Genomic DNA, 23,850 nt, shown 5'->3' with positions numbered 1-23,850 from the left:
AGCAACGCTCTCGCGAAAAGTTTTGGCGCTTCGCTGGCAAATGCCGGATTTCAGCGGCTTCCCAGCGGACTGATCATCCAGTGGGGCGGATTTATCTCTGGTGCCGACGGAATTGCGAATGTGGCCTGGCCCATACCGTTCCCGAACGGCGTGGGTTCGGTCACCGCTGTCGGACGCTGGGTTGCCACTGGACTGCCCGTTTATGTCGGAATTAACAACAGGACAAATACGGCAGGGGTTTTCTATTGCGTTGATAAGAATGGGGCGCCCGGCACCATGGGCTTCGATTGGATGGCAATAGGCTACTGACCAATCTGAAGTTGCAGTTGTTCTTCCCCCGGCATCAAAAGTCTGTATGGACGATGCCTGCAACCTTGCCACCCGCTCGCAGCGGCAAAGGCAAACCACCCAACCGCCTCCCGGCGGTTTTTTTATGTCTGGAGAAAACCCTATGAGCTTCTTTCACGGCGTCACCGTCACCAATGTCGACGTCGGTGCGCGCATCATTGCGCTGCCGTCGTCCTCGATCATCGGCCTGGTGGATACCTTCACCCCCGACAGCAAGCTGACCGCCCAGGCGGACATGCCCGTACTGCTCACCAACCTGCGTGAAGCGGCCGCTGCCTTCGGCACTGCGTCGGCGATCTACAAGTCCTGTACCGCCATCTTCACCCAGTCCGCCGCGGTGGTCGTGGCAGTGGGTGTAGCCAAGGTCGAAGACGCGGCACAGCTGACTTCTGCCATCATCGGCAGCGTCACCGAAGCCGGCCAGCGTACCGGTCTGCAGGCGCTGCTCGACGGCAAGTCGCGCTTCAATGCCCAGCCGCGCCTGCTGATCGCGCCGAAGCACTCCGCCACCCAGGCGGTGGCAACCGCCATGGGCGCGCTGGCCGAGAAGCTGCGCGCCATCGCCATCGTCGATGGCCCGAACACCACCGACGAGGCAGCGCTCGCCTACGCCGAAGAGTTCGGCAGCAAGCGTATCTTCCTGGTCGATCCGGGCGTGCAGTACTGGGATACCGCCAGCAGCGCCACCGTCGATGCGCCGGCCTCGGCCAACGCCGCCGCGCTGTTCGCCTGGACCGACAGCCAGTACGGCTTCTGGTCCTCGCCGTCGAACAAGGAACTGCTCGGCATCACCGGCACCGGGCGCCCCATCGAGTTCCTCGACGGCGACGAGACCTGCCGCGCCAACCTGCTCAACAACGCCAACATCACCACCATCATCCGCGACGACGGCTACCGCCTGTGGGGCAACCGCACCCTCTCCAGCGATGCCAAATGGGCCTTCGTGACCCGCGTGCGGACCATGGACATGGTGATGGACGCGATCCTCGCCGGGCACAAGTGGGCGGTCGACCGCGGCATCACCAAGACCTACGTGAAGGACGTCACCGAGGGCCTGCAGGCCTTCATGCGCGACCTGAAGAACCAGGGTGCGGTGATCGACTTCGAGGTGTACGCCGACCCGGAACTCAACACCGCCAGCCAACTGGCCCAGGGCAAGGTGTACTGGAACATCCGCTTCACCGACGTACCGCCTGCCGAGAACCCCAACTTCCGCGTCGAGGTGACCGATCAGTGGCTCACCGAAGTACTGGACGCAGCTTAAGGAGAACCCCAGATGATTCCGCAGATCCTCACCAACACCAACCTCTTCGTCGACGGCGTCAGCTTTGCCGGTGACGTGCCGTCCCTGACCCTGCCGACCCTCAAGGTGAAGACCCAGGAGTACCGTGCCGGCGGCATGGACGCTCCGGTCCTGCTCGATGTGGGCCTGGAGGCCATGGAAGCCAAATTCACCACCAACGGTGCACGCCGCGAGGCCATGAAGTTCTTCGGCCTGAGCGACCAGGGCGCCTTCAACGGCACCTTCCGTGGCTCCTTCAAGACCCAGAAGGGCGGCAGCGTGCCGGTGGTCGCCACCGTTCGCGGCCTGCTCAAGGAAATCAACCCGGGCGACTGGAAGGCCGGCGACCTGGCCGCCTGCACCTACAGCGTGGCCGTCTCCTACTACAAGCTGGAGGTCGAAGGCCGCGAGATGTTCGAGATCGACCCGGCCAACTCGGTGCGCAAGATCGACGGTGTCGACCAGCTCGCTGCCATGCGTAACGACCTGGGCGTCTGAGGAGAGCCGTGATGCAAGACTCCGTCAAACAGCCCGCGTGGCTGAGCCTGTCCGAGGACGCGGCGGTGGTGCAACTGTCGCGCCCGACCTCCTGCAACGGCATCGATGTCGACACCCTGACCCTGCGTGCGCCGACCGTGCGCGACATCCGTCTGGCCAGCAAGGTGGCCAGTGATGATGAGGAGCGCGAACTGCAACTGTTTGCCTCGCTGCTGCAGGTCAGCCGCCAGGACCTGGAGGGGCTGAAACTCAGTGACTACCAGCGGCTGCAGCACGCCTACTTTCGCCTGGTGCGAGACGACGGCGATGAGCTTCGCGTTGATGCGCCAGTTGGCGCGGCGACTGGCGACTGAGTCGGGCTTCACGGCCGGCGAACTGGAACGCATGACCCTGAGCGACCTGCGTTGGTGGCTTGGGGACGAGGCGGGCTAGGTCGCTCTCAAGGAGCGTCGGGTGACCGGCGCTCCCTTGTCGTCGAAGTGGCGAATGTCGTCAGAGGGCGAATGAAATGGAAATGAGTGAAAAGCCGGACGTGCTGGTGGCGGCTGTCGTCGGGGTGGGCAGTACGCTCGGTCGGGTGATCGCAGACTCCGCCATGCGCCTGGGGAACCTCGTTGGAAAACTGGATGCGAGTCTGCCGCTGCGCACGTTGGTGGAGGGCATCGATGCCGTTCAGGACAACCAGGATATCCGTCATCGCGCCAGTGAGCGCAATGCAGGTGAAACCCGGCTGGCGCTGCGGCGGATCATCGATCTGCTGGTGATGCGGCCGGCGGAAATTCGGCTGCCGAAGATCACGGTGAGTGCGCCGCCACCGGCGAGCACACCGGCGAACGACTGGCAGCGGATGGAAACGGCGACCAAGTCGTTGTCCGAGCTGAACTCTGTCGGTGATGTTGCGCGATACGCCCTGAGCGCGAGCCTCGCGTTTCGTGGGCGCCTGATGCAGGTGCGCGAAGCGGCAGGACAACCCTACGACCCGGTCGCCGAGGCGGCATTGGGCAAGCGGGTCATGAAGGTGGCTGATGAGGCCGCGATGCCGCACGACAAGGTGCTGGATCTGGCACAGGCCATGGTCGAGAGCAAGGTGCCGCTCCGCGATATGGACGCGATGTTGCCAGTGGCGGCCAGGTTCGCCCAGGGACAGGGCGTGTCGACGCAAACGACAGCACAACTGATCAGCGCCCTGCAGCAGAAAGGTGGCATCAACAATGCTGTCGATCTGGAGCGTGCGCTGAGTGCAGTGGCGTGGCGTGGCCAGAAGGAAGCGCCGTCGGTCGAGTTGTTCAGCCGTGATCTGCTCGGCAGCCTGGCGTCGGTCCGGCCAGGCGACGCGCAGAAGAGCGAGGCATTGTTGCAGTCCAGGCAGACCCTGGCAGCCGCGCCTGCCGATCTGCTTCAGCAAGGCGTGGAGAAACGCCGTGACTCGCCGCTGGGGCAACTGGAAGCCAGCGAGCAGAAGATTTCCGGCGCCATGCTGGGAATTGGCGATGCCATGCTCAGCCATCAAGGTGCCCTGGAGTTTGTCGGCGGTGGTCTGCTGGCGCTGAAGTCCCTGATCGACGCAAAGAAATTCGTCGAGGACGCCAATGATGCAATGCCCTGGAACTGGGGCAAGCGCGATGTTCAGGATGTCTTCGTCACCAACTGGCCGGCCTGCGTGTGCGACGGTCTCCTCGAGGGCAGGCCGAAAGGCAAGGGCAAAGGCAAGGGCGGCGGAAAATCGAAAACCGGCGGCTCGGGCAGTGCGGCGCGTGGCGGTATCTTTCAGCGCGCCCGGTCCACCCTGGGACGCGCCGCCGGAGCCGCCTCCGGATGGCTCGGCCGGGCGGCACAAGCCGTGCGCTCTTCGCGTGTCGGTCGCGCTGCTGGTGGCATCGTGCGTCGTGGCGCAGGCCTGGCACGCCGCGTGGGTGCTTCCGGCATCGGGAGGGCGGCGGGCGGATTGGTACGGAAAGCTGGAGCGGGCTTGCGACGTTTCGGGCCGGTCAATGCCGCGTTGGCGATCGCCGATGTTGCCTCGGTCTATGCCAGTGACCAGTCGCCCGGGCAGAAGGCCGTCGGCTACGGCAAGGCCGGAGGCTCGGCCATTGGCGCGGCAGCAGGTGCTGCGCTAGGCACGCTGATTCCGATTCCCGTCGTGGGGACGCTGGTGGGTGGCGCCATCGGCGCGACCGTCGGCGAATGGATAGGTGGCAGGGTCGGCGCGCTGTTCGGCCCATCGGACGAGGCAGCGAAAGCGCCATCGCTCGCCGCGCCGCCGGCAGCTCCGCCGGCCGTTGTTGCTGCTCCGCCCAATTGGACCTTCTCGCCGCAGGTGAGCATCAACGTGGTGGGCAATATCGTCAATCCGCAGCAGTTGCTGGACGAACTGATCCCGGCGATGCGCCGGCTGATCGCCGAGGCCCAGCAGGAACGGCAGCGCAACGCGTTGTTCGACACCGTCGTCATGTGAGGAGGCCCCATGACCTATCTGGAACAGTTCAATACCGGCCTGGGCATGATTGCCGGTGCTGCCACGGCCGCCCGGCGCGATCTGGAGCAGGTTGCCGGTCCGGTGGACAAGGCGTTGCTGCATATCCGCAGTGGCGTCGCTGCGCTCGAAGGCCTGCCCGGTCTCACTCCCGCAGCGGCAGCGAAGCTCAAGCGCGCCACCGATGGCATCGTCCGCGCCCAGGGCAAGCTGCAGAACGTGGTGAAGAAAGCCCAGGCCGAGCAGGAAAAGCTGCAGAAGAACCTCGACAAGACCCGGCAGGTGGCGGCCGAGGTCAACGAGCGCGTGGAGAAGCTGGGGGAAGAGATCAATAACGCCGGCCAGGCGGTAAACAAGGTGCTGGGCAAGATCGATCCACGCCTGAAGGACATCCTGCCCAGCTCGGTGCTGGCGCCCAGGCTCGATCCCTCCGAGCAGATGTGCAAGGTCCCGCAGCACCTGCTGATCATGACCCCGTTGAAGTCGACCGAGCAGACTTACTACTTCAACGTCGACACCACCGGCTTCCAGCGCCTGACCCGTACCAGCAGCTATGCCTGGAAGGACCAGGCACGGCTTGGCCGGCGCAGCGCGCAGCAGAGCGTCGGCCTGGGCCCGGAAACGCTCACGCTCAATGGCGTGGTCATGCCGCTATTCATCCGTGCCGGCGATACCGCGCAGCGGGTCGGCTGGAACCAGCCGCGGATGCTGCGCGACATCGCCGCGCTGAGCGAGCCGGTCCATCTCGGTACCGGTCGCGGCGACGACCTGGGCAACTGGTGCCTGACCAAGATCAGCGAGACGCAGGAGGCGCTGTTCGCCAATGGCGTGCCGCGTCAGCAAACCCTCGACCTGGAGTTCACCCGCTATGGCGACGACGATAGTCAGAAGCGCTGACGGCGACCTGCTGGACCGCCTCTGCTACCAGCGCTACGGGCACCTCAACGGCTGTCTGGAAGCTGTGCTGGATGCCAATCCCGGATTGGCCGACGAGGCTCAGCCGTTGCGCAGCGGGGTAATCATCCGCCTGCCGGAACTGCTCGCGCCGGCTAACCAGAGCGTGCGTTTGTGGGACTGACCAGCAGCGTGCACTTCAGCAATCAGGCCCTGCTTCGGCAGGGCCTTTTCATTCAGGGTGGCCTATGAAACCTGCCTTTCGCATCAGTGCCGACGGCGCGGACATCACCCCGCTGGTCAGTGAGCGGCTGATCGAGCTGCAACTCACCGACAAGCCCGGCCTGGAGTCGGACACCTTCCAGATCACCATTGATGACCGCGATGGCGCCGTCACTCTGCCACGCCGCGGCGCCGCGCTGGAGGTGTTCCTCGGCTACGACGGCGCACCGCTCACGCGCATGGGCCGCTATGTGGTGGATACGCTGACCTACAGCGGCATGCCGGACAACCTGGTGATCAAGGGCAAGAGTGGCGACATGCGCGGCCAGGGCAAGGCTGCGCGCAGCGACAGCTGGGAGGGCGCGAGTCTGGCCAACGTGGTGGCCGACATCGCCGCGCGCAACGGCTGGCGCGCGGCGTGCAACGTCGACACGCTGATTGCGCGCATTGACCAGATCCGCGAGTCGGACTTCAACTTCATCACCCGGCTGGCGCGGCAGTATGACTGCACCGCGAAGCTGGCCAACAACAGCCTGCTGGTGCAGCCGCGTCAGTCCGGTCGCAGCGCCACCGGGCAGGCGCTGGAGATCCCGCTGCTGCGGCGCGGGGACGTCGGTTCGTTCCGCTTCACCCTGGATGACCGCAAGGTAGTGGCGGCAGTGAAGGTGCCCTATCGCGGTGCCGATGGTGTACAGAAGCAGGTGCGCGTGAGCAATCCTGATGCGCCTTCGCAGGTGACGGCCGAGCATTGCGACCGGCACCTGCAGCCGGATGAAGCAGCGGCTCGACGCGTCGCCGCAGCCCGGTTGGCCGAGTTCAACCGCAACAGCGCCGAGGTACAGCTGGACATGCCCGGTCGCGCCGACCTGTTCGCCGAACTGACCATCGATCTGCAGGGCTTCAAGCCTGGGCTCGACGGGAGCTACCTGATTGAGTCGGTCACCCAGCATTTTTCTGCCGGCGGTTGGACTACCTCGCTGCAGTGCAACGGCGGGGCGCGAGGCAAGGGCAAGGCCGGGGAGGGCGGTTGACATGCTCATCGATGAACGTCAGCTCCTGTTGATCCTGCCCAACGCCCGCCCCGTCGCGGGCGTTTTTCTGCCGGTGCTGGAAGCGGCGATGCGTGACTTCGCCATCGACACGAAGCCGCGCTTAGCCGTCTTCATCGCGCAGATCGGCCACGAGAGTGCGCAGTTGACGCGCAGCGTGGAAAGCCTGGCCTACAGCGCTCAGCGTCTGGCCACTGTCTGGCCGCGACGCTTTCGCAGTGCCGATGGCTCGCCCACGGCGCTGGCGCGGGAGGTGGCGTACCAGCCGGAACGCATCGCCAATCTTGTCTACGCCGGGCGCAACGGCAATGGCGATGAAGCCTCCGGTGATGGTTGGCGCTTTCGCGGTCGCGGCCTGCTGCAGGTGACCGGGAGGAGCAACTACCGCTCCGTCGGTGAAGGGCTGGCGCAACCCTTTGTGGCCCGCCCGCAGCTGCTGGCGGAGCCGCGCTGGGCGTGCCGCACCGCGGCGTGGTGGTGGCAGTGCAACGGGCTCAATGAGCTGGCCGATGCGGCACGCTTCGAAGACATCACCCGGCGCATCAATGGTGGGTTGAATGGCCTCGAGGAGCGTGTGCAGCTTTGGCGGCGGGCGCAGGCGGTGCTGGAATGAACCGTTTCTGGCTGGTGCTGGGCATAGCCGGCTTTCTGCTGGGCGGCGTGTTTGGCGGCTGGCTGAGCGCGCGCTTTTATGGCGGTCAGCTGGAGAGCCTGCGTATGCAGCAGGCGCGTTGCAGCGACGCCGGCAAGGCGCTGGAGTCGAAGCTGGCGCTGCAGAACGTTCAGGTCGAGGCGCTGGAGCAGGCTGCCCGCCAGCGGGCGGACTCCGCCGAGCGCGCGCTGACCTTGGCCCGCGAGCAGGCGCAGAGCCATGAAGCGGCTGCCAGCCGTTTGCTGCTGGAGCGCAGTGACGGCGAGGAGTGTGCGGCGGTTCGTCAGTTGCTCGACCGGGCTTTGTTGCCATGAAGCCGCTGTGGGGGCTCTCCGTGCTGCTCCTGGCGGGCTGCACTTCCACCGCTCCGGTACCGCTGGAGGTGCGTATTCCGGTGGCGGTTCCGTGTCGCGCGCCGGCCGTCGAAACGCCTCGCTTTGCCACCGCCGAGTTGCGCCCGGCGGACGATCTGCAAAGCAAAGTGCGCGCGCTGCTGGCCGAGCGGCAGCAGCATCTCGCCTACGAAATCCGTTTGCGTGCCGCGCTGGATGCGTGCCGCTGAACCTTCCTACCTTCGTCGGCAAGGGCGCCCAGCGTATTGCGCTGGCGCCCGGCCTTGGGCTACTGTTCGGCCATCGCTAGGCGAGACCGCAACCGTGATCCACCGCAGCCGCATCATCACCTCCCTCCTCAAGGCATTCGCCCGTTGGCGCTGGCGCGCCTGATTCCTTCTTTCCCGGCATAGCGCCGGTCTCTTCTTACGCGTCCATTTCTCTCATCCGCTGGCATAATTGCCAGATTCGCGCAGCCTACGAGGCCGCAACGGGTGTCGACGATGGCGCGATCCGAAAGCAGTGCAATCATGAGGTTCGAGCAGACATGCTGCTGATGATCGATCAGCACGATTCCCCTCCGCATCAATCCGCTTCCCTCCTGAATATCCCCTGAAAGCACCGCCGTTACTGGCTGTTCTGTCCGTGCCGGTCCACATCTACCCGCTGACATCCTGAAAAAAAGCGGGTACCGTTGCGGGTATCAACGGACCGATACCCGCATACCCTCATGCCACTCACCGACGTGAAGATCCGCCAGGCAAAGCCTGGGCCCGCTTCCATAAAACTCACCGACAGCGGCGGCCTGTTCCTGGAAGTGAAGCCGAACGGATCAAAGCTTTGGCGATACCGCTACCGCATCGCCGGCAAAGAGAACGTCTTCGCCATCGGCTCCTATCCTGATGTGTCGCTTTCCGATGCTCGCGCTGAGCGCGATGAGGCCAAGGCGCTGGTGAAGGCCGGCAGGCACCCGTCACACGTGCGCCAGACCGAGAAGGCCAAGCAGCTGGCGGAGAATCAGAACACCTTCGAGGTGGTCGCCGAAGAGTGGATCGAGCAACGCCTGGCTAAGCGGACGGAGAAGTACCGCGACCAAATCCGCCGGGCGCTCCAGCAAAACGTCTATCCCTACATCGGCCGGTTGCCGCTGCGGGAAATCACCGCGGCGCACATCCTGGAGATCATGCGCCGGATGGATGCCCGTGGGGCGCCCGCGTATGCGCTGCAGGTGCGACAGTGGATCTCGGCGGTGTTCTGCTATGGCGTGGTCACGCTGCGCGCTGACGCTGATCCCGCTGCCGCTGTGAAGGGCGCCGTGGAGCGAGCGGAGATCAACCACAGCCAGCCGATGTCGCGAGAGCAACTGGGTATCTATCTGGCTGCCGTCGACCAATACAAGGGTTTCCGCGTGACGGTGATTGCTTTGCGCCTGCTGCCCATGCTGTTCACCCGCACCGTGGAGCTGCGCGCAGCGCACTGGTCCGAGTTCGATCTGGACAACGCATTGTGGGCGGTGCCGGCGGAGCGGATGAAGAAGCGGCGCGTTCACCTGGTGCCACTGTCCACCCAGGCGGTCGACCTGCTACGCGAGCTGCGCAAGATCACTGGCGGCGAACTGCTGTTCCCAGGGCTGAAAGATCCGTCGCGGCCGTTGAGCCCGACCACGCTGAATCGGGCGATGGAATACATGGGGCTCACCGGTTGGCACTGCCACGACTTCCGCGCGACCGCGAACACGCACCTGGAGGAGATCGGCCGCTTCCGTCCCCAAGTGATCGATGCGCAGATGGCCCACAAGGAGAAGGACAAAACGAAGAAGGCCTACAACCACGCGGCTTATCTGGATGAGCGCCGGGAAATGATGCAGGCCTGGGCGGATTGGGTGGAGGGTTGCCGGAAGGCTGGTGAGCCTGCCGCCTGACATCAGGCGGCGCGCTCGCGTTTGCGGTCCTCGATCCACTGCACCACCTCCAGCAACGACCACCGAGAGGCACAGCCGATCTTGATCGGAGCGGGGAAGCTACCCGCAGTGATCATGTCGTAGATCGCGCTCTTCCCCAGTCCGACCAGGTTACTCACCTCGGCGATCTTGAGCAGTCGGTCCAACTGATTAACTTGTTCCATCACCTACCTCCAGCTTTCCCGCGCCACGTTTTGCGGGTTGTTCATTTCGTGGCGCGCGACCATCGCCGCCACCTCCTCAAGCAAGGCCTCAACGCCAGCGGCATAGCTCGCCGGCTTGGACTCGGCCCCCTTCCTCAATCGCGCGATCACCTCGGCCGCTGCTCCCCGATGCTCGATCATCCCAAGCATCGTGCTCAGTAACTCGGCCGTCTCGATGCGCCCCTGCCTGAACAGCACCTGGTCGACTCGCTGGCCGGCCGGGGCGACCCTGACCGGCAATCCTTCCTCAACCTTCTCGCGCCTCTCCGTGATCGCTTTCCGTTCTGCCTGTGCCGGCCTGGCGAGTGCCCGAATGCGAGCGGGCGCCGGCGGTGTGCGCCTTGCGCGATCAAGGGCCTGGCGTGCGAGGTCTCCGATTGGCTTACCCACGGCGCACCTCCGGCTTGCGCTTCACGACCTTGCTGGTGCCGTCTCGGCTGTGCACGGTGAGTGCCGCCCGCGTGATCTTCGCTGCGCCGTCGGCACTAATCTCGGTGACGGGTAGCCCGTACAGCGGGCCGCCAGGTGCGAGCGGGTCCGGCAGCGCGCCAGGATTCGCCTTGCCATAGGCAATCATCCGTTCAAGGACGCACTGGAACAGCCCGCCGCGCTTGAAGGTCTGCGCGCTGCGCCCGCTGAGCTGGGCCGCGCTTTCCTCGAGGCCTGCCACGAAGACCAGATAGTCCAGGGCTTCACCTGGGCCCGCTTCCGATACTTCGCCACGGTGCACAGGGTTCACGGAAAGGGCATCGCAGATTTTGGAGACGCCAATCGTTTCCTCGATGGCCCCGCCGAGCAGAACCACCCAATGGCCGATCGCCGCGCGCGCTTCTCGCCGCGCTTCCCTGGAGCGTCGCGCCTGATCGGTAAGCTCTGCGAGGCGCGACCTGGTGAACGGAAACCCGGCGCTCAACACCTTCGCGTGGCTGCGGATCACCAGCCTGTCCAGCCGTTGCTCTTCGTCGTATTGGCGAGCGACGCGCCGGGCAATGAGGAGCTGAGTCAGCAGGGAGAGTCCCGGTCGGCGCCAGATGCTGATAAGGCGCTTCAGGTGCTTAGGCTTCATCAGCACAGCTCGCCCTCCACCACCTTGATGCGCAGCTCCAAGCCGCACGCTTTGGCCAGCGGAACCAGTTGCTCGACAGTGCTTTCCCCGCGCTGCAGGGCAAGGCCGAGTTGTACCAACCGATCGCCCAGGACGGCGAAAGGGTTGCTGCTGATCAGCTCGAACGTCTGCGCGCCGGCCGTTGCCGGAACGTGTGCGGTCAGGGTCATAGGATGAACCTCTCTTGCCGCGGCGCTGGGCTGGCGGCGGTTGGGGTAGCAGGCTTGGGGCACGAGACCACAATGGTGGTGCCGTTCATGTCGATGACGGGTTTGGCCAAGCGGCGGGCTTCGTCGCGCTGCTCAATAGCTGCCATGAGCATCCCGAAGAAGGCGATCGCCGCGATGCCGAGCAGCCAGTGCCAGAACCAGTGAGCGCTATTCATGTGAGTACTCCGGAGTCGGTCTCGGAGACAGTTTTTCGCCTTGCGCCTTGGCGATCTGCTCAATGGCCAAGACCTCCAGCTTGATCCGGTAGCACTGACTCGGGAAACCGTACTGGGCGCACGCGCAGCCTTCATCACTGCACGGCTCTTCACACTCCTCGATGGTCATCAGGCCGTGCTTGACCGCGAGGTCTTGAATGCAGCCTCCATCGAAGCTGCCGCCCTCACCGGCGCCGCGGATCAGATCCAGAGCAAATGCCGAGATGTTATGCACCAGCTGGTGGTGCACGGGGTCAGCTTGCGACGGGGCGGCGTGTACCGATTTCAGCAGGTCGCGAAGCCGCTCCAGGCGTTCCGCCTCCACCTCCGGTTGCTGGCTGTACTCGTGATGTCGTTGGGCTGCTTCGACGACAAGGCGTGAAGAGAGCTTTGGCGAGAAGATGACGCCGCCAACCATCGCCGGCTGTCCGAGCTTCCTCCAGCCGTCTGCCCCGATCTCGCCGAAGGCTGGCGGCACCTGCTCTCCGCATTCGATGCATACGCCATCACTGCGCAGGTTCTCTCTGTGCTCGCACACGTTCTGCTCAGTCATGGGCCACCTCCATAACAGGGCGAGGGAACACGTTCAGTTCGGCATTGGCTTCGTACAGATCGGCATGGCGCCCGTCGCGGTCCTGCCAGAGGCGAACGCCCTCGGCCAGGGCCTGGTCGTAGTCGGACGCATCGAAGATGTCCTCTGCGAACATCGGGCCGGTGGCGCCGCATTCGTGGCAGTAGACGAAGGCCTCGACCGACAGACCGTCCTCGCCGTAGCTATCCATCCGGGGAGCCGCCCCGAACCCCTGGGATGCCAGTTGCACGAAGGGAACCGGCGGCCCGCCGCAGTGAGCGCAGGGCTTGAGGATCACGCGGTCGGGGCCATGCTCGCGGAGATCGGCAGCCACCCGCTCGATCTGGGCTGCGTGTTCTTCCCGAGACGGCAGTTCCTGGGCGGCGTGTGGCGGCAGGTTCGCGGCTCCAGTGATCACGTCGAAGATTGAGGGCTTGAGTGCCTCGCTGGCCGCAGCTCGATCGACTATGTGCTGGTCGATCTTCTGCACCAATGCCAGCCCAGCGCGTGCGCCTTGCCAGGGGCAGTTCTCGTCGACGTGATCCGGCTGGCTACAGATGCCACAGCAAGCAGAAGTCGGCGCTGGGCTGGGTTGCTCGGAGGGATTAACCGGTCGGCGAGCTGCTGCGGAGCCAGGGTACGGCGAGGCGGTCGGGCAGACAGCTTCGAAGGCATCGCCCTCGACCACTCTGTCGATCACGGCGCCGCCACGACCGATGGCCACCGCCGCGCCGACCTGCAGGGCAGGGCGCATCGCTTCGAAGTTCAGGCCAAGGCCTTCGCGGAGAACGATCAGGATGCGGTCCATGGTCAAGCCCTCGCTGGCTCGGGAATGTGGCGAATGTCGCCAGCGTGAATGCGGTCGTAGATCTCTTCGCGGTGGACCTCAGTGTCACGAGGGGCGGTCACGCCAATGCGCACCTGGTTGCCCTTGACGCCCAGCACCACGACCTCGATGTCGTCGCCGATCTTCAGCTTCTCGCCTACGCGCCTGGTCAAAATCAGCATGGTTCCTTCTCCTTGGGATGGTGGTTCGCTTTCTCCGGGCAAGCCGATCCCCTGCCGGGCTACTTGGCTTTCCGAAAATCTGTGGTAGGTGGTCACCGGACTGCGCTCGATCAGGAGCGCACGCCGCTGATCACGCGGCTATGAGTCCTGCCTCCTCGCTGCGGCGCGAGGTCTGGCGCAGCTCGCTCTTGCGCTCCGGCGGTCGACGGTCGCGGCGCATCGGGTCGTCATCGAGTATCGGGTGGATTGCAGCCATGCCGGCCAGCACCATCACGCAGGCCGGGGCAATGATCTGGCGGCGGAACGCCTCCAGCACCAGACCGCGAACCGTCTTCGCGCCCAGCTTGAAGCGCGCGTCATCGAGGCGCTTCTGGACTGTTCCCGGGGAAATGCCCATCACCCGCGCGATCTCCTTCGCGCTCATCTCATCGGCGGCGAGCAGGGTCGCCTCCAGTTCGCGGGGCGCGAGGCCCATGCCGAGAGTGCCCTTCCATTTGCCGGTGTTGATGGTTTCCATTTCTTTACCCCCGTTGCGTGAGGCAAAGATTACCAACAGGTAAATATTCGTCAATACCTTTTGGTAAATTTATGGCAAAAAAAAGCCCGGGCTTACCGGGCTTCTATGAAGGCTTGTTTACCAGAGAACCGATGACCAGAAGACTCTACCGATTACTTCGATGGAGCTGAAATCCCGGTCTTCATCCGCGTATTCATCCCGGTTGTAGCTCCGCAAGCGGACCTTCCCCCCTGGAAGGCGGTGCAGAATTTTCACTCTGAGCATGCCGTCATCTTTCAGTGCATAGACCTTTCCATCGATGATGGATGTCGCCCCTCGATCTACTCCAACCGTGGCTCCGTCAGGAAGGACCGGTTCCATGCTGTTGCCTTTCACGACAACGCAGACTGCGTTCTCAGGCTGAACACCTTTGCGTCGTAAGGTGAACTTGCCAAACCGAAGCTTCCATTTGGTGGTTTCTTCGATATAGGTCTTCCCAGATCCAGCTGCCAGCTCTACTTCCCTTAAAAACGGCACCTCTACCTCATCCTCATCCAGCGGAGTGTCGTCATCCCAAACGCTAATCATGCCCATGTATTCGGCGTTAGGTAGCGTTATGACAACCGGCTCGCTGTCGTTTGCTGGATCGTAAAGGTCTTCGGAGAGGTACTTCAGACGCGAGTGGTCTTTCTCCGGGAATGGCTGATCAAGGGCGCCTGGTTCCAGCCCGCACGCCTCTTCGATTGTTCGAGCCAATCGTTCGCCTATGTTCCGGCGATGCTCTGCCTTAGAGGTGAAGATACGCGCGATATAGGAGGGCTGCTTATCGATCCTCTCCGCGAGGCGAGCGCTTGTTCCGCCGAATTTTTCGTCGATTAGCGCGCGAAGTCTGACTCGTCTTACGTCTTGGATGTCCATGCACCATTTAACCATTTGTTTCCCATATGGGAAATTACCTTGACTTGGTACATTTGGTTGGTAAACATTTGGCTCAAATGAACCAAATGGTAAATCCACGTGGACCTGCCCACCTATGTCCAAGGCCTCCCGAGAGGGGGCAAGAAGCGTCTGGCCATCTTTCTCGGGGTCGCTCCTTCCTACTTGTCCCGCTTGATCTCCGGCGACCGCTCTATCACCGCTGAGCGCGCCATCAAGGTCGAACAGGCCACCGGCGGCGCCGTCACTCGATTCGAGCTCAGGCCGGACATCAATTGGGTCGGTCTGCCGGCTGGCAGCGTTGCCCCCGACCTTGAGCAAATCGTAGCTGCACCGAGCGGGATGGTGCAGTGCGTCGCTAGTGCTGTGCAGGCATCCAGTGCCGGTGGCGCAGCGTGATCCTGGCGAATTTTCCGCGCACTGCGCGGGTGGGGAAAAGCCAGAACCACGGAAAGTGGGACCACGCCAGAGCATTTAAAGGAGTGAAGCAAACATTCCTGAAGAGCTCTTGCAGTGCTGATCACCTGTGTTACGCCCGCGCGTTCTTCTATCCAGGCACTACCTCTCGGCCCTCCTGATTCAGGGGCTTGCACTTTTTCAGTTGCCTGGATGATGGCCGTACTTAGCCGAATTGCAGGCAACAAAAAACCCGCCTTGCAGGGCGGGTTCTTCAGTCCCCACTCGTTGCAGCGAGTGGTTCGTACTTCATCGCTTTCGAGGAGCGAGAAAATGTCACGTCTTGAAAATACCCCAGCGCCGTCCGCGGCGCAACAAGCAGTAACCACTGGCCTGTCATTCCAGATGAGCCGGGATACCGGAAACGCCTTGCTCGCCGTGAAGGAGGGCCAGCCGGTTTCTGAGGCGCTGCGCCTTTCCAGCCAATTGCTCGACGGCGTCACCTGCCTCCTTCGGCAGATCAACGACGACACCGAAGGTGAACTGCAGGGACTGGAGATCCTGGCCATTCAGATGGTTCTTGAAGTCGCCAACAGCATCAACGTGGCCTGCGTTCGTGGCCTGGAGCGCGTTGGGGGTGAGGCATGAGTACCAAGCCAGCCCGCGCCCTGGATGTCCAAGTCGAAGGCAACAGTCTCGATACCTTCGAGCCGCTAATTGCTAGCCGCGCGAAGTTCGCCGCAGCCCCTGGCATGACCGTTGAGAACTGCCTCAACGGGAGCAGCAACCTGCTCGCAGGCAGCGTCCACCTCGCTCGCTTGATCGCCGATGGCCACCAGGATGACGCCGAGCAATCGGCCTACTGCCTGAGTTTCTTGCTCGAAGGGGCTAAAGCCCTGCTCGACTCGGCCAACGCCCAGCTGTGCAAGGGGGTGAAGCCATGAAGAAGACTCAGGAACTGACCTACGAGCAGATGCAGCTCAAGGAATTGGCCGACCGTCTCGAGGCGCGGATGCACACCACCACCGTGCTGGCCGAGATCGTCCTCGACAACGACGCCATGCGCGACGGTACTCCGGGCCCCTATCTCAACGACTACCGCGCCGGCGCCCTGATGGATGCGGTGATCCATCTCTCGCGCGCCAACTTCGACGACTTCTGCCGTCTGGCCGACCTCGCGGGGCTGCCCAAATGAATCAGATGACCGAGATGCAACAGATCGCCCAGAAGGGCATCGACCAGATCCACTGCGCCATGGAGCAGATCGATTGGCTGCGCTCGACGATGCACATCGTTCGGGAGCGCCTGCAGGGGGAGAAGGACTTCCAACACCTTGCGAAGCTGCTCGGCCTCGCCATCTACAACACCGACGACTGGCACAACCTGCTCGACTGCGAGCGGGAGTCGCTGGAGAACCGTCTGAAGGTTGCTGAGGAGATGCAGCAATGACCGACCTGACCACCACCGGCGGCCAGGCCGCCACCATGACCAGCACCGAACTTTTGGACCTCGTCAACCAGGCCCGCGTCGACTTCGGCGAAGCCCCAGTGCGCCGGAACGACTTCGTGGCGCGCTGCCAGGATGAGCTGCAGGGTGACCACTACGAAACTTTCGTAGTGCAGAACCAGAACAAGACCGAGTCGGTGGAGTTGCGGATGAGCCGTGACCAGTGCACGTGGGTGCTCATGCGCGAATCGAAGGCGGTTCGCCGGCGCGTGACCGAGCAGCTCAACCGGCCGATGACCCAGGCCGAACAGCTCCTCGCGAACGCCCAGGTGCTGGTCAACATCGAGCGCCGTCAGCAGCAGACCGAGCACCAGGTCGCGGCCCTGACCGAAACCGTCGGTGACATGGGCCGCGCCCACCCACTGCTCGACTCGATCCCCAACGGCATGGAGAGCATCACCGCCATCCGCCAGCGCATCGGCAAGCAGTACGGACTTCCGCCCAGAGTGATCGACGCCGTGGTGCGCGAGATGCCGCACAGCCCGCGCCCCTTCGCCATGGTGCGCAGCAAGCACGAGGAGCTGAACGCACGTCCCTTCGCCGTCTGGGCCAAGGCCGAGATCAGCAGGGTGTTCGAACGCTTCGCCCGGGGCTGCACCTTCGTGACCCAGCACCGCGCGGTTCACCCTGACTTCGGAGCCGGCCAGGAGCGCTTTCAGATGCGCGGTTCGCCGGAAGATATGAGCAGTTCTGCTCACATCCCCTCGATCCAGAGCCTGGAGGGACAGCCATGAGCCCGCGCCCTTTGCATCCCGGTTTGATCACCACCAGTCCCAACGGCCAGCCGGTGATCGCCGGCCCGTGGCCCTCCTACCGCCAATTCCGCGACCTGCCCGAGCGCGAGCGCTGGGTGCTGTACGGCCACGCCAAGGCCTGCCGCGCCGCGCTCGAAGACCAGGGCTTCGTCATGGCCGAGAGCTACGACGATTTCGTGAAGCGAGTAACCGAGGAGCTCGACGTATGAAGCTCAAGCCGACCTTTGAAACCGACGTGTATATCTCCGATGGCGGGTACTTCGCCATCCGACAGGAGAACTCGATGGGGGAGGAGGACACCATCATTCTCTCGCCCGATCAGCTTCGCGCGGTGATGGCATACGCCCGCGCCCAGCTGCGCACCTCGAAGACCTGGTGGAACGCGGAGGAGGCCGACTGATGGCTCGCGCCCGCAATATCAAGCCCTCGTTCTTCAAGAACGAGGATCTGGCCGACCTGGAGTCTTCCGACCGCCTGCTGTTCATCGGTCTGTGGTGCCTGGCCGACCGCGAGGGGCGGCTGGAGGACCGGCCGCGCCGGATCAAGATCGAACTGTTCCCGGGGGACGGCTATGACGTGGAGACGGGCCTAGCGAACCTGGCTGGCAAGGGGTTTATTGATCGCTATGAGGTGGATGGCTATGTGGTCATCTCCTTGCCGAACTTCCTTCGCCACCAGTCGCCGCACAGCACTGAAAAGGACAGCGAGCTACCTGACTGCAACGGTTATCTAACTGTGAATGAGCGGCTACGGGGGAAGGTAATTCCGGGTAAGCAACGGTATGTGCATGCGGCAACAGGCTTCTGCATACCTGCCAATAACAGTGAGTTAACTGTTAAAGAACCCGATCAGCCTGCGACGGTAACGGTGGGTGCATCTACCCATAACGCCCTGATTCCTGATTCTCTGAATCCTGATTACCTGAATCCTGAAGAAGAGAAAGAGCCTCTTGGTGTTTCTGGCGAAACACCGCCGGCACCAGCGAACCAGCCGGGCGAGAAGTTGGCCAAGTACTCCGACGACTTCGAGTCGTTCTGGCGTGAGTACCCGAAGCGTCACAGGGCGTCACCGAAGCCTGACGCCTGGAAGGCCTGGCAGGCACGTATTCGCGCTGGCGTGCCCAGCTCGGATCTCATCGCCGCAGCCATCGCCTACCGGAAGGAGCAGGTGGCATTGGGCAAGGCCGGCACGCAGTACGTGCAGCAGCCGGCAACCTTCCTTGGTCCAGGCGAGCGCTGGGTGCCGTATCTCGGCGAGCAACCGACGCTGCCGATGCGCCCAGGCGCGAAGCCCTCGAACTTCACCAACCTGCCCAAGCACACCCCAGATTCGAATTCAGAGGAGCCCGACCATGACGGCCCGAATTTCTAACTTCGCCCGCGCCCCTGAGCGCATCCTCGGCACCGAGAACGGTGCTCTCTGCCAGCAGCACCGCTCCTACACCGAGACCAAGGTGGAGCAGTTCGAAGGCGGCTATCTCGACGTGGGCTGCCCGTCCTGCCAGTGGTCGGCGCTGCGGCTCGCTCCTACGGACACCGAGCAACACCGGCAGGCCCTGCAGGTCGAGCAGGCGCGCAAGCTGAACGTCCTGCTGATCGGCTCCGGCATCACGCCGCGGTTCCATGCTGCGACGCTGGATAACTACCTGACTGGCGGCAACGCGCGAATGACCGCCGTGCTCGAGCGCTGCCGCGAGTTCGCCGAGAACTTCCCGGAGCACTACCAGGCTGGCCGCTCGCTCCTGCTGGTGGGCAACGTGGGAACCGGCAAGACCCACCTGGGCAGCGCTATCGCTCAGTACGTGATCCGCGCCCACGGCGCCCAGGCGGTCATCGTCAGCGCCGCGCAGATCATCCGGGTGGCGAAGGGCTCCATGGCCCGGAATGCGCAGTACACAGAGCGCGACGTAATCGAGGAGCTGGCCGGCTTCGACCTGCTGGTGATCGACGAGGTGGGCGCGCAGAGCGGCACCGAGTACGAGCGCGGCCTACTGCACGAGGTCATCGACCAGCGCTACCAGCAGGTGCTGCCGACCGTGCTGATCTCGAACCTGTCGGCGGATGCAGCTGCAGCGACCGACGGAGAGCTCACGCTCCAGGACTTCATCGGCGAGCGTGCGCTGGATCGCCTGCGTCAGGGCGGTCGGGCGGTTCGCTTCACCTGGGAGTCGGCGCGCAAGGGGGCTCCGGTATGAGTCGAGACCTCTACAGCGCCGAGGCTGAGCATGGCGTGCTCGGTGCCATCTTCATCACCGCGGCACAAGGTGACCAGTCCCTGGTGGACCAGATCGTGGAGAAGCTGACCACGGCTGACTTCTACTTCGATGACAACGCTGCGCTGTTCCAGACCATGGCCGAGCTCCTTGCCGCCGGGCAGCCGGTTGATCCGGTAACGGTAGCGCTGGAGCGGCCAACGCTGCCCGGTGGCGGGAAAACGCTGGAGTACGCCTTCGAGATCCACCGCAACGTGGGATCGACGGCGAACTGGAAGGCCTACTGCCGGCACCTGCGCGAGCGAGCGACCCTGCGCCGCCAGGTGGAGATTGGTCGCGTCATCCAGCAGCTGGCCGAGGAAGACCGTCCCTTGTCCGAAATCATCGCCAAGGCGCAGGAGGCCATGGCCGACCTGCGCGACCTCGACGAAGACGTGCCCGCGTATCGCCGCCTCGATGAGGTGGTGTTGAAGGTGTGCGAAAAGCTTCAGGACGAACTGGACGACCGCCTGCCGAAGTTCCAGGACACCGGGCTCGCTGATCTCGACAAGCTGATGCGGGGACTCCGCCCGAAGAACCTTACCGTGGTCTCCGGCCTGCCTGGCGGGGGAAAGACCATGCTGGCTCTGCAGATCGCCCAATACAACGCGGTGAAGTGCAAGAAACCGTGGCTGGTGTTCTCGCTGGAAATGCCGGAGGAGCCGCTCGGAATCCGGGCGATCGCGTCGCTGGGCGGCATTGATCTCAAGCGCCTCGACGAGCCCAAGACCATGGAATGCGACGACTGGGACCGCGTCACGGCTGCCGCCGCTCAATCCAGCGGAGCCCCGTTGTTCATCTGCGATGACCCGACTTTGACAGCCGCTCGCATCCGCACCGTCGCTCGGCATTGCAAGCGACACGAGGGATTGGCCGGCATTGTCGTCGATTACCTAGGTCTGATCCCCGCAGACGCCAAGGGGCGCACGAGGTCTGAGGAGGTAGGCGCCACCTGCAAGGCTTTGCTTCGCCTCGCCAAGGAGCTTGACGTGCCCATGCTGCTGATTTCTCAGCTCAACCGCGATTCAACCAAGCGGCCGGGCAAGGACAAACGTCCCCGGGCCAGCGACTTGCGCGACTCCGGCGAGATCGAGGCTGATGCGAGCTGCATCCTGATCGTCCATCGCGACCTGGACAGCGAGGAGGGGCAGAACGGGATCACTGAAATCCTCATGCCGAAGAACCGCTACGCCCAGACGGGCATGTGCATTGTCCAGCAGCAGGGTCAGTACGGCCGATTCGTCAACCTGTACGGCTTCCGCGATCCCTCCCATGAGGAGGTCGAGATGGGCCGCAGCTTCGCCAGCCAGTACGGCGGCAAGGGGAAGGCAGCATGAAAGCTCGAATGACGTTTTGGAATGGCTCCTGGTGGTGCCGGCGCATGGGCTTCACGGGGCAGGGCGACACCATGCAGGCTGCGTGGGAGGACATGTGGTCGGTGTATTGGGCCGCGATGCGTCCGACGCGGCCTGAGGGCTTCTGTGCCCCGAGGGTGCGGGCATGACCTCTTCGACCGCCTACGTCCGCTTCAGCGACGCCGAGATCCGTCGGCAGGCCCAGGGTGCAGCGAAGACCCTGCGCGATGCCCGCTATCCGGCGCTGCGCTTCCGTTTCCACCAGGACCGCACGCGCGGCTCCTGGCACGTCGTTGTGCGCAAGGTCTGGGGCAAGGCCGCGAGTTATCCCGATCTCACCGCCAGCGCGATGCTGGAGGCCCTGCCGGCGATCCTGCAGCGACGCGCGGAGGACCCCAGCGCCCGCTCCACCGCCAGCGGCTGGAAAACCGTCGGCGAGTTGCTGACCTGGTACGCCGAGCGCATGGACCGCGACCGCAACCTGTCGACCAAGCGCAAGGCCTCGGCGCGCTCGATCCTGAAGCTGCACCTGCTGCCCGCGCTGCGTGACCTGCCGCTGGCCGAGGTGAGCCGCTCCAGCCTCGACCGGCTGCTGATGTGGCCGCTGCAGGCCGAGTACGCACCGTCGTTCGTGCGCCAGGTGTTCGGCGTGCTGGCGGTGGCGTTCCGCCGGGCTCTGGAGCTCGAGCAGGTCGCGAGCAACCCGGTGGCTGGGCTGAAGTTCACCGACTTCGTGAAGGCCCGCATCCGCCCCAAGGAAGCGCGTCTGCGGCCAGCGCAGATCACTGACCTGCTGGTCGACCTGCACGAGCGCTACGCCGAGGCTCCTCCGGAGGGGATGCTGGCCCTGATGATGCTCTGCCATGGCTGCCGGGTGGGTGAGACCCGCGTCGCGCGCTGGGCGGACATCACGCTGGGCGGCGACGCCCCAGAGTGGTACCTGCCGGCGGCGACCACCAAGACACGCGAGGAGCATCGGCTGCCGCTGACCCCGCAGGTCTGCGCGCTGCTGCGCCGGTACCGCGACTGGCAACAGCGGCGCGGCTACTCGGGTGCCTACCTGTTCCCGGGCAAGGGCAAGCGCCCCATCAGCGACAGCCAGGCCACCGACATCTTCGCCAGCCTGGGCCAAGGCCGATGGACCAGCCACGACTTGCGCAAGCTGGCGAGCACCTGCTGGACCGACCTCGGCATCGACTACCTGATTGGCCAGCTGCTGCTCAACCACGCCCTGCGTGACCTCGACGTGACCTACATCCACACCACGGCGGCGGTGCAGAAACGCAAGGCCCTGGAGCAGTGGCACGACTGGCTCGATCAGCAGGGTTTCGACGAACTGCACGGGTGGACCGGGGGAGGATCGCAAAACCCCTCAAGCTCCTGCCCGTCCACTGAATCAGCGGCTCACGCCGCGTCCAGCGCTCCAACGCAATGGAGGAACCAATGACCAATTCAAAGACCATGACGGCGCTGGAGCGGGAGTTCCTGAAGGTGGCCGCCAGTGAGTTCAGCAAGATGAAGGCCTGCGCCCCGAGCGCCCTGGCCAACCTGATCCGCCTCATCGTGGCCTGGCACGGATCGCCAGCCGCACTCAGCCTGCACGCCTTCGGGCGCCGCTGGCTGCTGGAGGGCAACGCCGAGGGCGCCGCCGCAGAGACCCTGCTGCGCGACCTGTTCGGCCTGAACAATTCGAAGGGGGAATGATGACCAGACCACGCACTTACACCGACAAGCCCCTGGGCGATACCGAGTACCTGCTGGAGCAGTGGGGCTTCTGGCGAATGGATGGGATGGGTGTTCCCGGCTACGTCTCGCCTGCCGCGGCCCTCATGACTCAGGCCATGCCGATGGCAAATCCCAAGGCATACCGCATCACCGACGAGGTAGCCGTGGCAATCGATCGCATCCTGGCCAGGCTCATCGCCCGTGCTCCGCGAGCCGGCGATTTCGTGTGGTTCTACTTCGGCGCCAAGTGGCCAGCCCAGCGGATCGCCCGCCAGTACGAGATCGGCGAGGCGAAGGTGCGAGAGGAGCTGAAGCTGGCCGTCGGCTGGATCGATTGCGCCCTGGAGCAACTCCGCGAGAGCGCCTGAAGAAATAGTTTACGCGCGGAATGAAGGGTGTTTTCATGCCAGCGTGAACTGCTGTGAACGCAGCGAGACGCCTTGAAAAACCCGGCCACTGAGCCGGGTTTTTTATTGCCCAGTGATTGGGACCCGTGGTCGGCACGGCCCGCAAGGGGGAGCCGAACACCGTCTGCCGGCGGCGCGGTGATACGGAAAAACACCGGCAGATCAGGCGACCTGCCAATCCTCGCAATACTCCGGGGTCGGCCTGATCGGACCGCGCGGAAAGACGCGCACCCATTCACGGCCTCGCAGATCGCGGGGCCTTTTCATTTGAGCCCCGCAGAGGGGATAACGAGATGGCCAACATGCCCGACAAACCGGAGACGTGGGCGCTTGTGCTCGCGTGGCTGAGCCAGCACTCGCCCGTGTTGTACGCCGGCGCTCTGTCATTCCTGGTTGCACTGACTCGGGTTATCTACGGTGGTGGCACTCGGCGCCAGGCTCTGCTCGAAGCCGCGCTCTGCACTCTGATCACGCTGGGACTGATCCCTGTTCTGGAGTGGGCCGGATTGCCATCGAACATGGCCACAGCTGCTGGCGTCTTCACTGGCTTCCTGGGCGTGAAGAAGCTGGCCGACATCGCTGATCGCTTCGCTGACTGGAAGCTGCCAAGGCGGGAGGGCTGAGGTATGGCCAGGCTGAAGACGCTGCGCCCGAAGTTGGCTGAGCAGCGCTCCAGGCTCGCGACTGCGGCGCCTGGGTCATGGCGTGCCGGTCTGACCTCCAGTCAGCGCGGCTACGACTACCGATGGCAGAAGGCTCGCGAGGCTTTCCTGCTGGATCACCCGCTGTGCGTCTACTGCGAGCGAAAGGGCCTGACCTCAGCTGCAAGCGTCGTCGACCACATCGAGGCGCACCACGGCGACCAGGAACTCTTCTGGGATCGCGAGAACTGGCAGCCGCTCTGCAAGCCCTGTCACGACTCGGACAAGCAGCGCGAGGAAGCGGCGGCCCGAGCCGGTCGCTGACCCTCCTAGGGTAGGGGGGGATCGAACTATGGGGAAC

At 64.1% G+C, this 23,850-nt stretch carries 38 protein-coding genes; 27 read left to right on the top strand and 11 right to left on the bottom strand.

Annotation, left to right across the window (positions count from 1 at the left end; genetic code table 11):
• The first annotated feature begins 451 nt into the window (after positions 1-451).
• From N5C91_RS24785 to N5C91_RS24740, 10 genes are all read left to right on the top strand, one after another.
• A complete protein-coding gene (locus N5C91_RS24785; RefSeq protein WP_279832714.1) occupies positions 452-1,612 on the top strand; it encodes a phage tail sheath family protein in 1,161 nt (386 codons plus the stop codon).
• Between the two features lie 12 nt (positions 1,613-1,624).
• Positions 1,625-2,128, top strand: coding sequence for a phage major tail tube protein (locus tag N5C91_RS24780; protein WP_236201380.1), 504 nt, complete (start codon positions 1,625-1,627; stop codon positions 2,126-2,128).
• Between the two features lie 11 nt (positions 2,129-2,139).
• A complete protein-coding gene (locus N5C91_RS24775) occupies positions 2,140-2,481 on the top strand; it encodes a phage tail assembly protein (protein ID WP_279832713.1) in 342 nt (113 codons plus the stop codon).
• Positions 2,482-2,642: 161 nt separating this feature from the next.
• Complete coding sequence (locus N5C91_RS24770; RefSeq protein WP_279832712.1) at positions 2,643-4,583, top strand: glycine zipper domain-containing protein; 1,941 nt, start codon at positions 2,643-2,645, stop codon at positions 4,581-4,583.
• 9 nt (positions 4,584-4,592) lie between these two features.
• Positions 4,593-5,498: a phage tail protein gene (locus tag N5C91_RS24765; RefSeq protein WP_279832711.1), complete on the top strand. Its 906-nt coding sequence runs from the start codon at positions 4,593-4,595 to the stop codon at positions 5,496-5,498.
• On the top strand, positions 5,470-5,679 hold the full coding sequence (locus N5C91_RS24760; RefSeq protein ID WP_279832709.1) for a tail protein X: 210 nt from the start codon (positions 5,470-5,472) through the stop codon (positions 5,677-5,679). The genes N5C91_RS24765 and N5C91_RS24760 overlap by 29 nt, the downstream gene beginning before the upstream one ends.
• 64 nt (positions 5,680-5,743) lie before the next feature.
• Positions 5,744-6,748 carry a contractile injection system protein, VgrG/Pvc8 family gene (locus tag N5C91_RS24755; RefSeq protein ID WP_279832708.1) on the top strand — a complete coding sequence of 335 codons (1,005 nt, stop codon included), beginning with the start codon at positions 5,744-5,746 and terminating at the stop codon, positions 6,746-6,748.
• Position 6,749: 1 nt separating this feature from the next.
• A complete protein-coding gene (locus tag N5C91_RS24750) occupies positions 6,750-7,379 on the top strand; it encodes a glycoside hydrolase family 19 protein (RefSeq protein ID WP_279832706.1) in 630 nt (209 codons plus the stop codon).
• On the top strand, positions 7,376-7,732 hold the full coding sequence (locus N5C91_RS24745) for a hypothetical protein (RefSeq protein WP_279832705.1): 357 nt from the start codon (positions 7,376-7,378) through the stop codon (positions 7,730-7,732). The genes N5C91_RS24750 and N5C91_RS24745 overlap by 4 nt, the downstream gene beginning before the upstream one ends.
• Positions 7,729-7,980 (top strand): hypothetical protein, encoded by a 252-nt coding sequence (locus N5C91_RS24740; protein ID WP_236172601.1) that lies wholly within the window; start codon positions 7,729-7,731, stop codon positions 7,978-7,980. Before N5C91_RS24745 ends, N5C91_RS24740 begins: the two co-directional genes overlap by 4 nt.
• 128 nt (positions 7,981-8,108) lie before the next feature.
• On the opposite strand, the gene N5C91_RS24735 is transcribed toward N5C91_RS24740, so the two are convergent.
• On the bottom strand, positions 8,109-8,321 hold the full coding sequence (locus N5C91_RS24735) for a hypothetical protein (RefSeq protein ID WP_279832703.1): 213 nt from the start codon (positions 8,319-8,321) through the stop codon (positions 8,109-8,111).
• Positions 8,322-8,480: 159 nt separating this feature from the next.
• Between N5C91_RS24735 and N5C91_RS24730 the strand changes: the two genes are divergently transcribed.
• On the top strand, positions 8,481-9,671 hold the full coding sequence (locus N5C91_RS24730) for an integrase arm-type DNA-binding domain-containing protein (RefSeq protein WP_279832702.1): 1,191 nt from the start codon (positions 8,481-8,483) through the stop codon (positions 9,669-9,671).
• A gap of 2 nt (positions 9,672-9,673) precedes the next feature.
• On the opposite strand, the gene N5C91_RS24725 is transcribed toward N5C91_RS24730, so the two are convergent.
• The 10 genes from N5C91_RS24725 to N5C91_RS24680 form a co-directional block, all read right to left on the bottom strand.
• Positions 9,674-9,874 carry an AlpA family phage regulatory protein gene (locus tag N5C91_RS24725; RefSeq protein WP_279832700.1) on the bottom strand — a complete coding sequence of 67 codons (201 nt, stop codon included), beginning with the start codon at positions 9,872-9,874 and terminating at the stop codon, positions 9,674-9,676.
• A gap of 3 nt (positions 9,875-9,877) precedes the next feature.
• Positions 9,878-10,303 carry a hypothetical protein gene (locus N5C91_RS24720; protein WP_279832699.1) on the bottom strand — a complete coding sequence of 142 codons (426 nt, stop codon included), beginning with the start codon at positions 10,301-10,303 and terminating at the stop codon, positions 9,878-9,880.
• Entirely contained in the window at positions 10,296-10,979 is a 684-nt protein-coding gene (locus tag N5C91_RS24715) for a hypothetical protein (RefSeq protein ID WP_279832697.1), read from the bottom strand. Before N5C91_RS24715 ends, N5C91_RS24720 begins: the two co-directional genes overlap by 8 nt.
• Entirely contained in the window at positions 10,979-11,188 is a 210-nt protein-coding gene (locus tag N5C91_RS24710; protein WP_279832696.1) for a hypothetical protein, read from the bottom strand. Before N5C91_RS24710 ends, N5C91_RS24715 begins: the two co-directional genes overlap by 1 nt.
• Entirely contained in the window at positions 11,185-11,403 is a 219-nt protein-coding gene (locus N5C91_RS24705; RefSeq protein ID WP_279832694.1) for a hypothetical protein, read from the bottom strand. The genes N5C91_RS24710 and N5C91_RS24705 overlap by 4 nt, the downstream gene beginning before the upstream one ends.
• Positions 11,396-11,995: a hypothetical protein gene (locus N5C91_RS24700; RefSeq protein ID WP_279832693.1), complete on the bottom strand. Its 600-nt coding sequence runs from the start codon at positions 11,993-11,995 to the stop codon at positions 11,396-11,398. The genes N5C91_RS24705 and N5C91_RS24700 overlap by 8 nt, the downstream gene beginning before the upstream one ends.
• Positions 11,988-12,821 (bottom strand): hypothetical protein, encoded by an 834-nt coding sequence (locus N5C91_RS24695; protein ID WP_279832690.1) that lies wholly within the window; start codon positions 12,819-12,821, stop codon positions 11,988-11,990. Before N5C91_RS24695 ends, N5C91_RS24700 begins: the two co-directional genes overlap by 8 nt.
• Before the next feature lie 2 nt (positions 12,822-12,823).
• A complete protein-coding gene (gene csrA, locus N5C91_RS24690) occupies positions 12,824-13,021 on the bottom strand; it encodes a carbon storage regulator CsrA (RefSeq protein ID WP_279832688.1) in 198 nt (65 codons plus the stop codon).
• Positions 13,022-13,151: 130 nt separating this feature from the next.
• On the bottom strand, positions 13,152-13,538 hold the full coding sequence (locus N5C91_RS24685; RefSeq protein ID WP_024762904.1) for a sigma factor-like helix-turn-helix DNA-binding protein: 387 nt from the start codon (positions 13,536-13,538) through the stop codon (positions 13,152-13,154).
• A 117-nt stretch (positions 13,539-13,655) separates the two neighbouring features.
• Positions 13,656-14,435, bottom strand: coding sequence for a helix-turn-helix transcriptional regulator (locus tag N5C91_RS24680; RefSeq protein WP_279832685.1), 780 nt, complete (start codon positions 14,433-14,435; stop codon positions 13,656-13,658).
• 99 nt (positions 14,436-14,534) lie between these two features.
• Here N5C91_RS24680 and N5C91_RS24675 point away from each other — a divergent pair, with 99 nt between their 5' ends.
• From N5C91_RS24675 to N5C91_RS24600, 16 genes are all read left to right on the top strand, one after another.
• Positions 14,535-14,852 (top strand): YdaS family helix-turn-helix protein, encoded by a 318-nt coding sequence (locus N5C91_RS24675; protein ID WP_279832684.1) that lies wholly within the window; start codon positions 14,535-14,537, stop codon positions 14,850-14,852.
• A gap of 330 nt (positions 14,853-15,182) precedes the next feature.
• Positions 15,183-15,497 carry a hypothetical protein gene (locus N5C91_RS24670; RefSeq protein WP_279832683.1) on the top strand — a complete coding sequence of 105 codons (315 nt, stop codon included), beginning with the start codon at positions 15,183-15,185 and terminating at the stop codon, positions 15,495-15,497.
• Positions 15,494-15,793, top strand: coding sequence for a hypothetical protein (locus N5C91_RS24665; RefSeq protein ID WP_279832681.1), 300 nt, complete (start codon positions 15,494-15,496; stop codon positions 15,791-15,793). Before N5C91_RS24670 ends, N5C91_RS24665 begins: the two co-directional genes overlap by 4 nt.
• On the top strand, positions 15,790-16,044 hold the full coding sequence (locus N5C91_RS24660; protein WP_279832680.1) for a hypothetical protein: 255 nt from the start codon (positions 15,790-15,792) through the stop codon (positions 16,042-16,044). Before N5C91_RS24665 ends, N5C91_RS24660 begins: the two co-directional genes overlap by 4 nt.
• A complete protein-coding gene (locus N5C91_RS24655; RefSeq protein WP_279832677.1) occupies positions 16,041-16,298 on the top strand; it encodes a hypothetical protein in 258 nt (85 codons plus the stop codon). The genes N5C91_RS24660 and N5C91_RS24655 overlap by 4 nt, the downstream gene beginning before the upstream one ends.
• On the top strand, positions 16,295-17,089 hold the full coding sequence (locus tag N5C91_RS24650; protein ID WP_279832676.1) for a hypothetical protein: 795 nt from the start codon (positions 16,295-16,297) through the stop codon (positions 17,087-17,089). The genes N5C91_RS24655 and N5C91_RS24650 overlap by 4 nt, the downstream gene beginning before the upstream one ends.
• Positions 17,086-17,319, top strand: a complete 234-nt coding sequence (locus tag N5C91_RS24645) for a hypothetical protein (protein ID WP_279832675.1) — start codon at positions 17,086-17,088, stop codon at positions 17,317-17,319. The genes N5C91_RS24650 and N5C91_RS24645 overlap by 4 nt, the downstream gene beginning before the upstream one ends.
• Positions 17,316-17,510 carry a hypothetical protein gene (locus N5C91_RS24640; RefSeq protein ID WP_279832673.1) on the top strand — a complete coding sequence of 65 codons (195 nt, stop codon included), beginning with the start codon at positions 17,316-17,318 and terminating at the stop codon, positions 17,508-17,510. Before N5C91_RS24645 ends, N5C91_RS24640 begins: the two co-directional genes overlap by 4 nt.
• On the top strand, positions 17,510-18,481 hold the full coding sequence (locus tag N5C91_RS24635; protein WP_279832671.1) for a hypothetical protein: 972 nt from the start codon (positions 17,510-17,512) through the stop codon (positions 18,479-18,481). The genes N5C91_RS24640 and N5C91_RS24635 overlap by 1 nt, the downstream gene beginning before the upstream one ends.
• Positions 18,462-19,304: an ATP-binding protein gene (locus N5C91_RS24630; RefSeq protein WP_279832669.1), complete on the top strand. Its 843-nt coding sequence runs from the start codon at positions 18,462-18,464 to the stop codon at positions 19,302-19,304. Before N5C91_RS24635 ends, N5C91_RS24630 begins: the two co-directional genes overlap by 20 nt.
• The gene (locus tag N5C91_RS24625; protein WP_279832667.1) at positions 19,301-20,698 is read left to right on the top strand and encodes a DnaB-like helicase C-terminal domain-containing protein; all 1,398 of its coding nucleotides are present in this window, start codon (positions 19,301-19,303) and stop codon (positions 20,696-20,698) included. Before N5C91_RS24630 ends, N5C91_RS24625 begins: the two co-directional genes overlap by 4 nt.
• A gap of 163 nt (positions 20,699-20,861) precedes the next feature.
• A complete protein-coding gene (locus tag N5C91_RS24620; RefSeq protein ID WP_279832665.1) occupies positions 20,862-22,163 on the top strand; it encodes a site-specific integrase in 1,302 nt (433 codons plus the stop codon).
• Positions 22,160-22,420: a hypothetical protein gene (locus N5C91_RS24615; protein ID WP_279832664.1), complete on the top strand. Its 261-nt coding sequence runs from the start codon at positions 22,160-22,162 to the stop codon at positions 22,418-22,420. Before N5C91_RS24620 ends, N5C91_RS24615 begins: the two co-directional genes overlap by 4 nt.
• Positions 22,417-22,809 carry an antiterminator Q family protein gene (locus tag N5C91_RS24610; protein ID WP_279832663.1) on the top strand — a complete coding sequence of 131 codons (393 nt, stop codon included), beginning with the start codon at positions 22,417-22,419 and terminating at the stop codon, positions 22,807-22,809. The genes N5C91_RS24615 and N5C91_RS24610 overlap by 4 nt, the downstream gene beginning before the upstream one ends.
• Before the next feature lie 332 nt (positions 22,810-23,141).
• Positions 23,142-23,471 (top strand): phage holin, lambda family, encoded by a 330-nt coding sequence (locus N5C91_RS24605; protein ID WP_279832661.1) that lies wholly within the window; start codon positions 23,142-23,144, stop codon positions 23,469-23,471.
• A 3-nt stretch (positions 23,472-23,474) separates the two neighbouring features.
• Positions 23,475-23,813 (top strand): HNH endonuclease signature motif containing protein, encoded by a 339-nt coding sequence (locus N5C91_RS24600; protein WP_279832659.1) that lies wholly within the window; start codon positions 23,475-23,477, stop codon positions 23,811-23,813.
• Positions 23,814-23,850: the final 37 nt, after the last annotated feature.

The sequence above is a fragment of the Pseudomonas sp. GD03903 genome (assembly GCF_029840045.1).
GTDB classification, from domain to species: domain Bacteria; phylum Pseudomonadota; class Gammaproteobacteria; order Pseudomonadales; family Pseudomonadaceae; genus Pseudomonas; species Pseudomonas pseudonitroreducens.
This window is presented reverse-complemented; position numbering and strand designations above follow the sequence as displayed.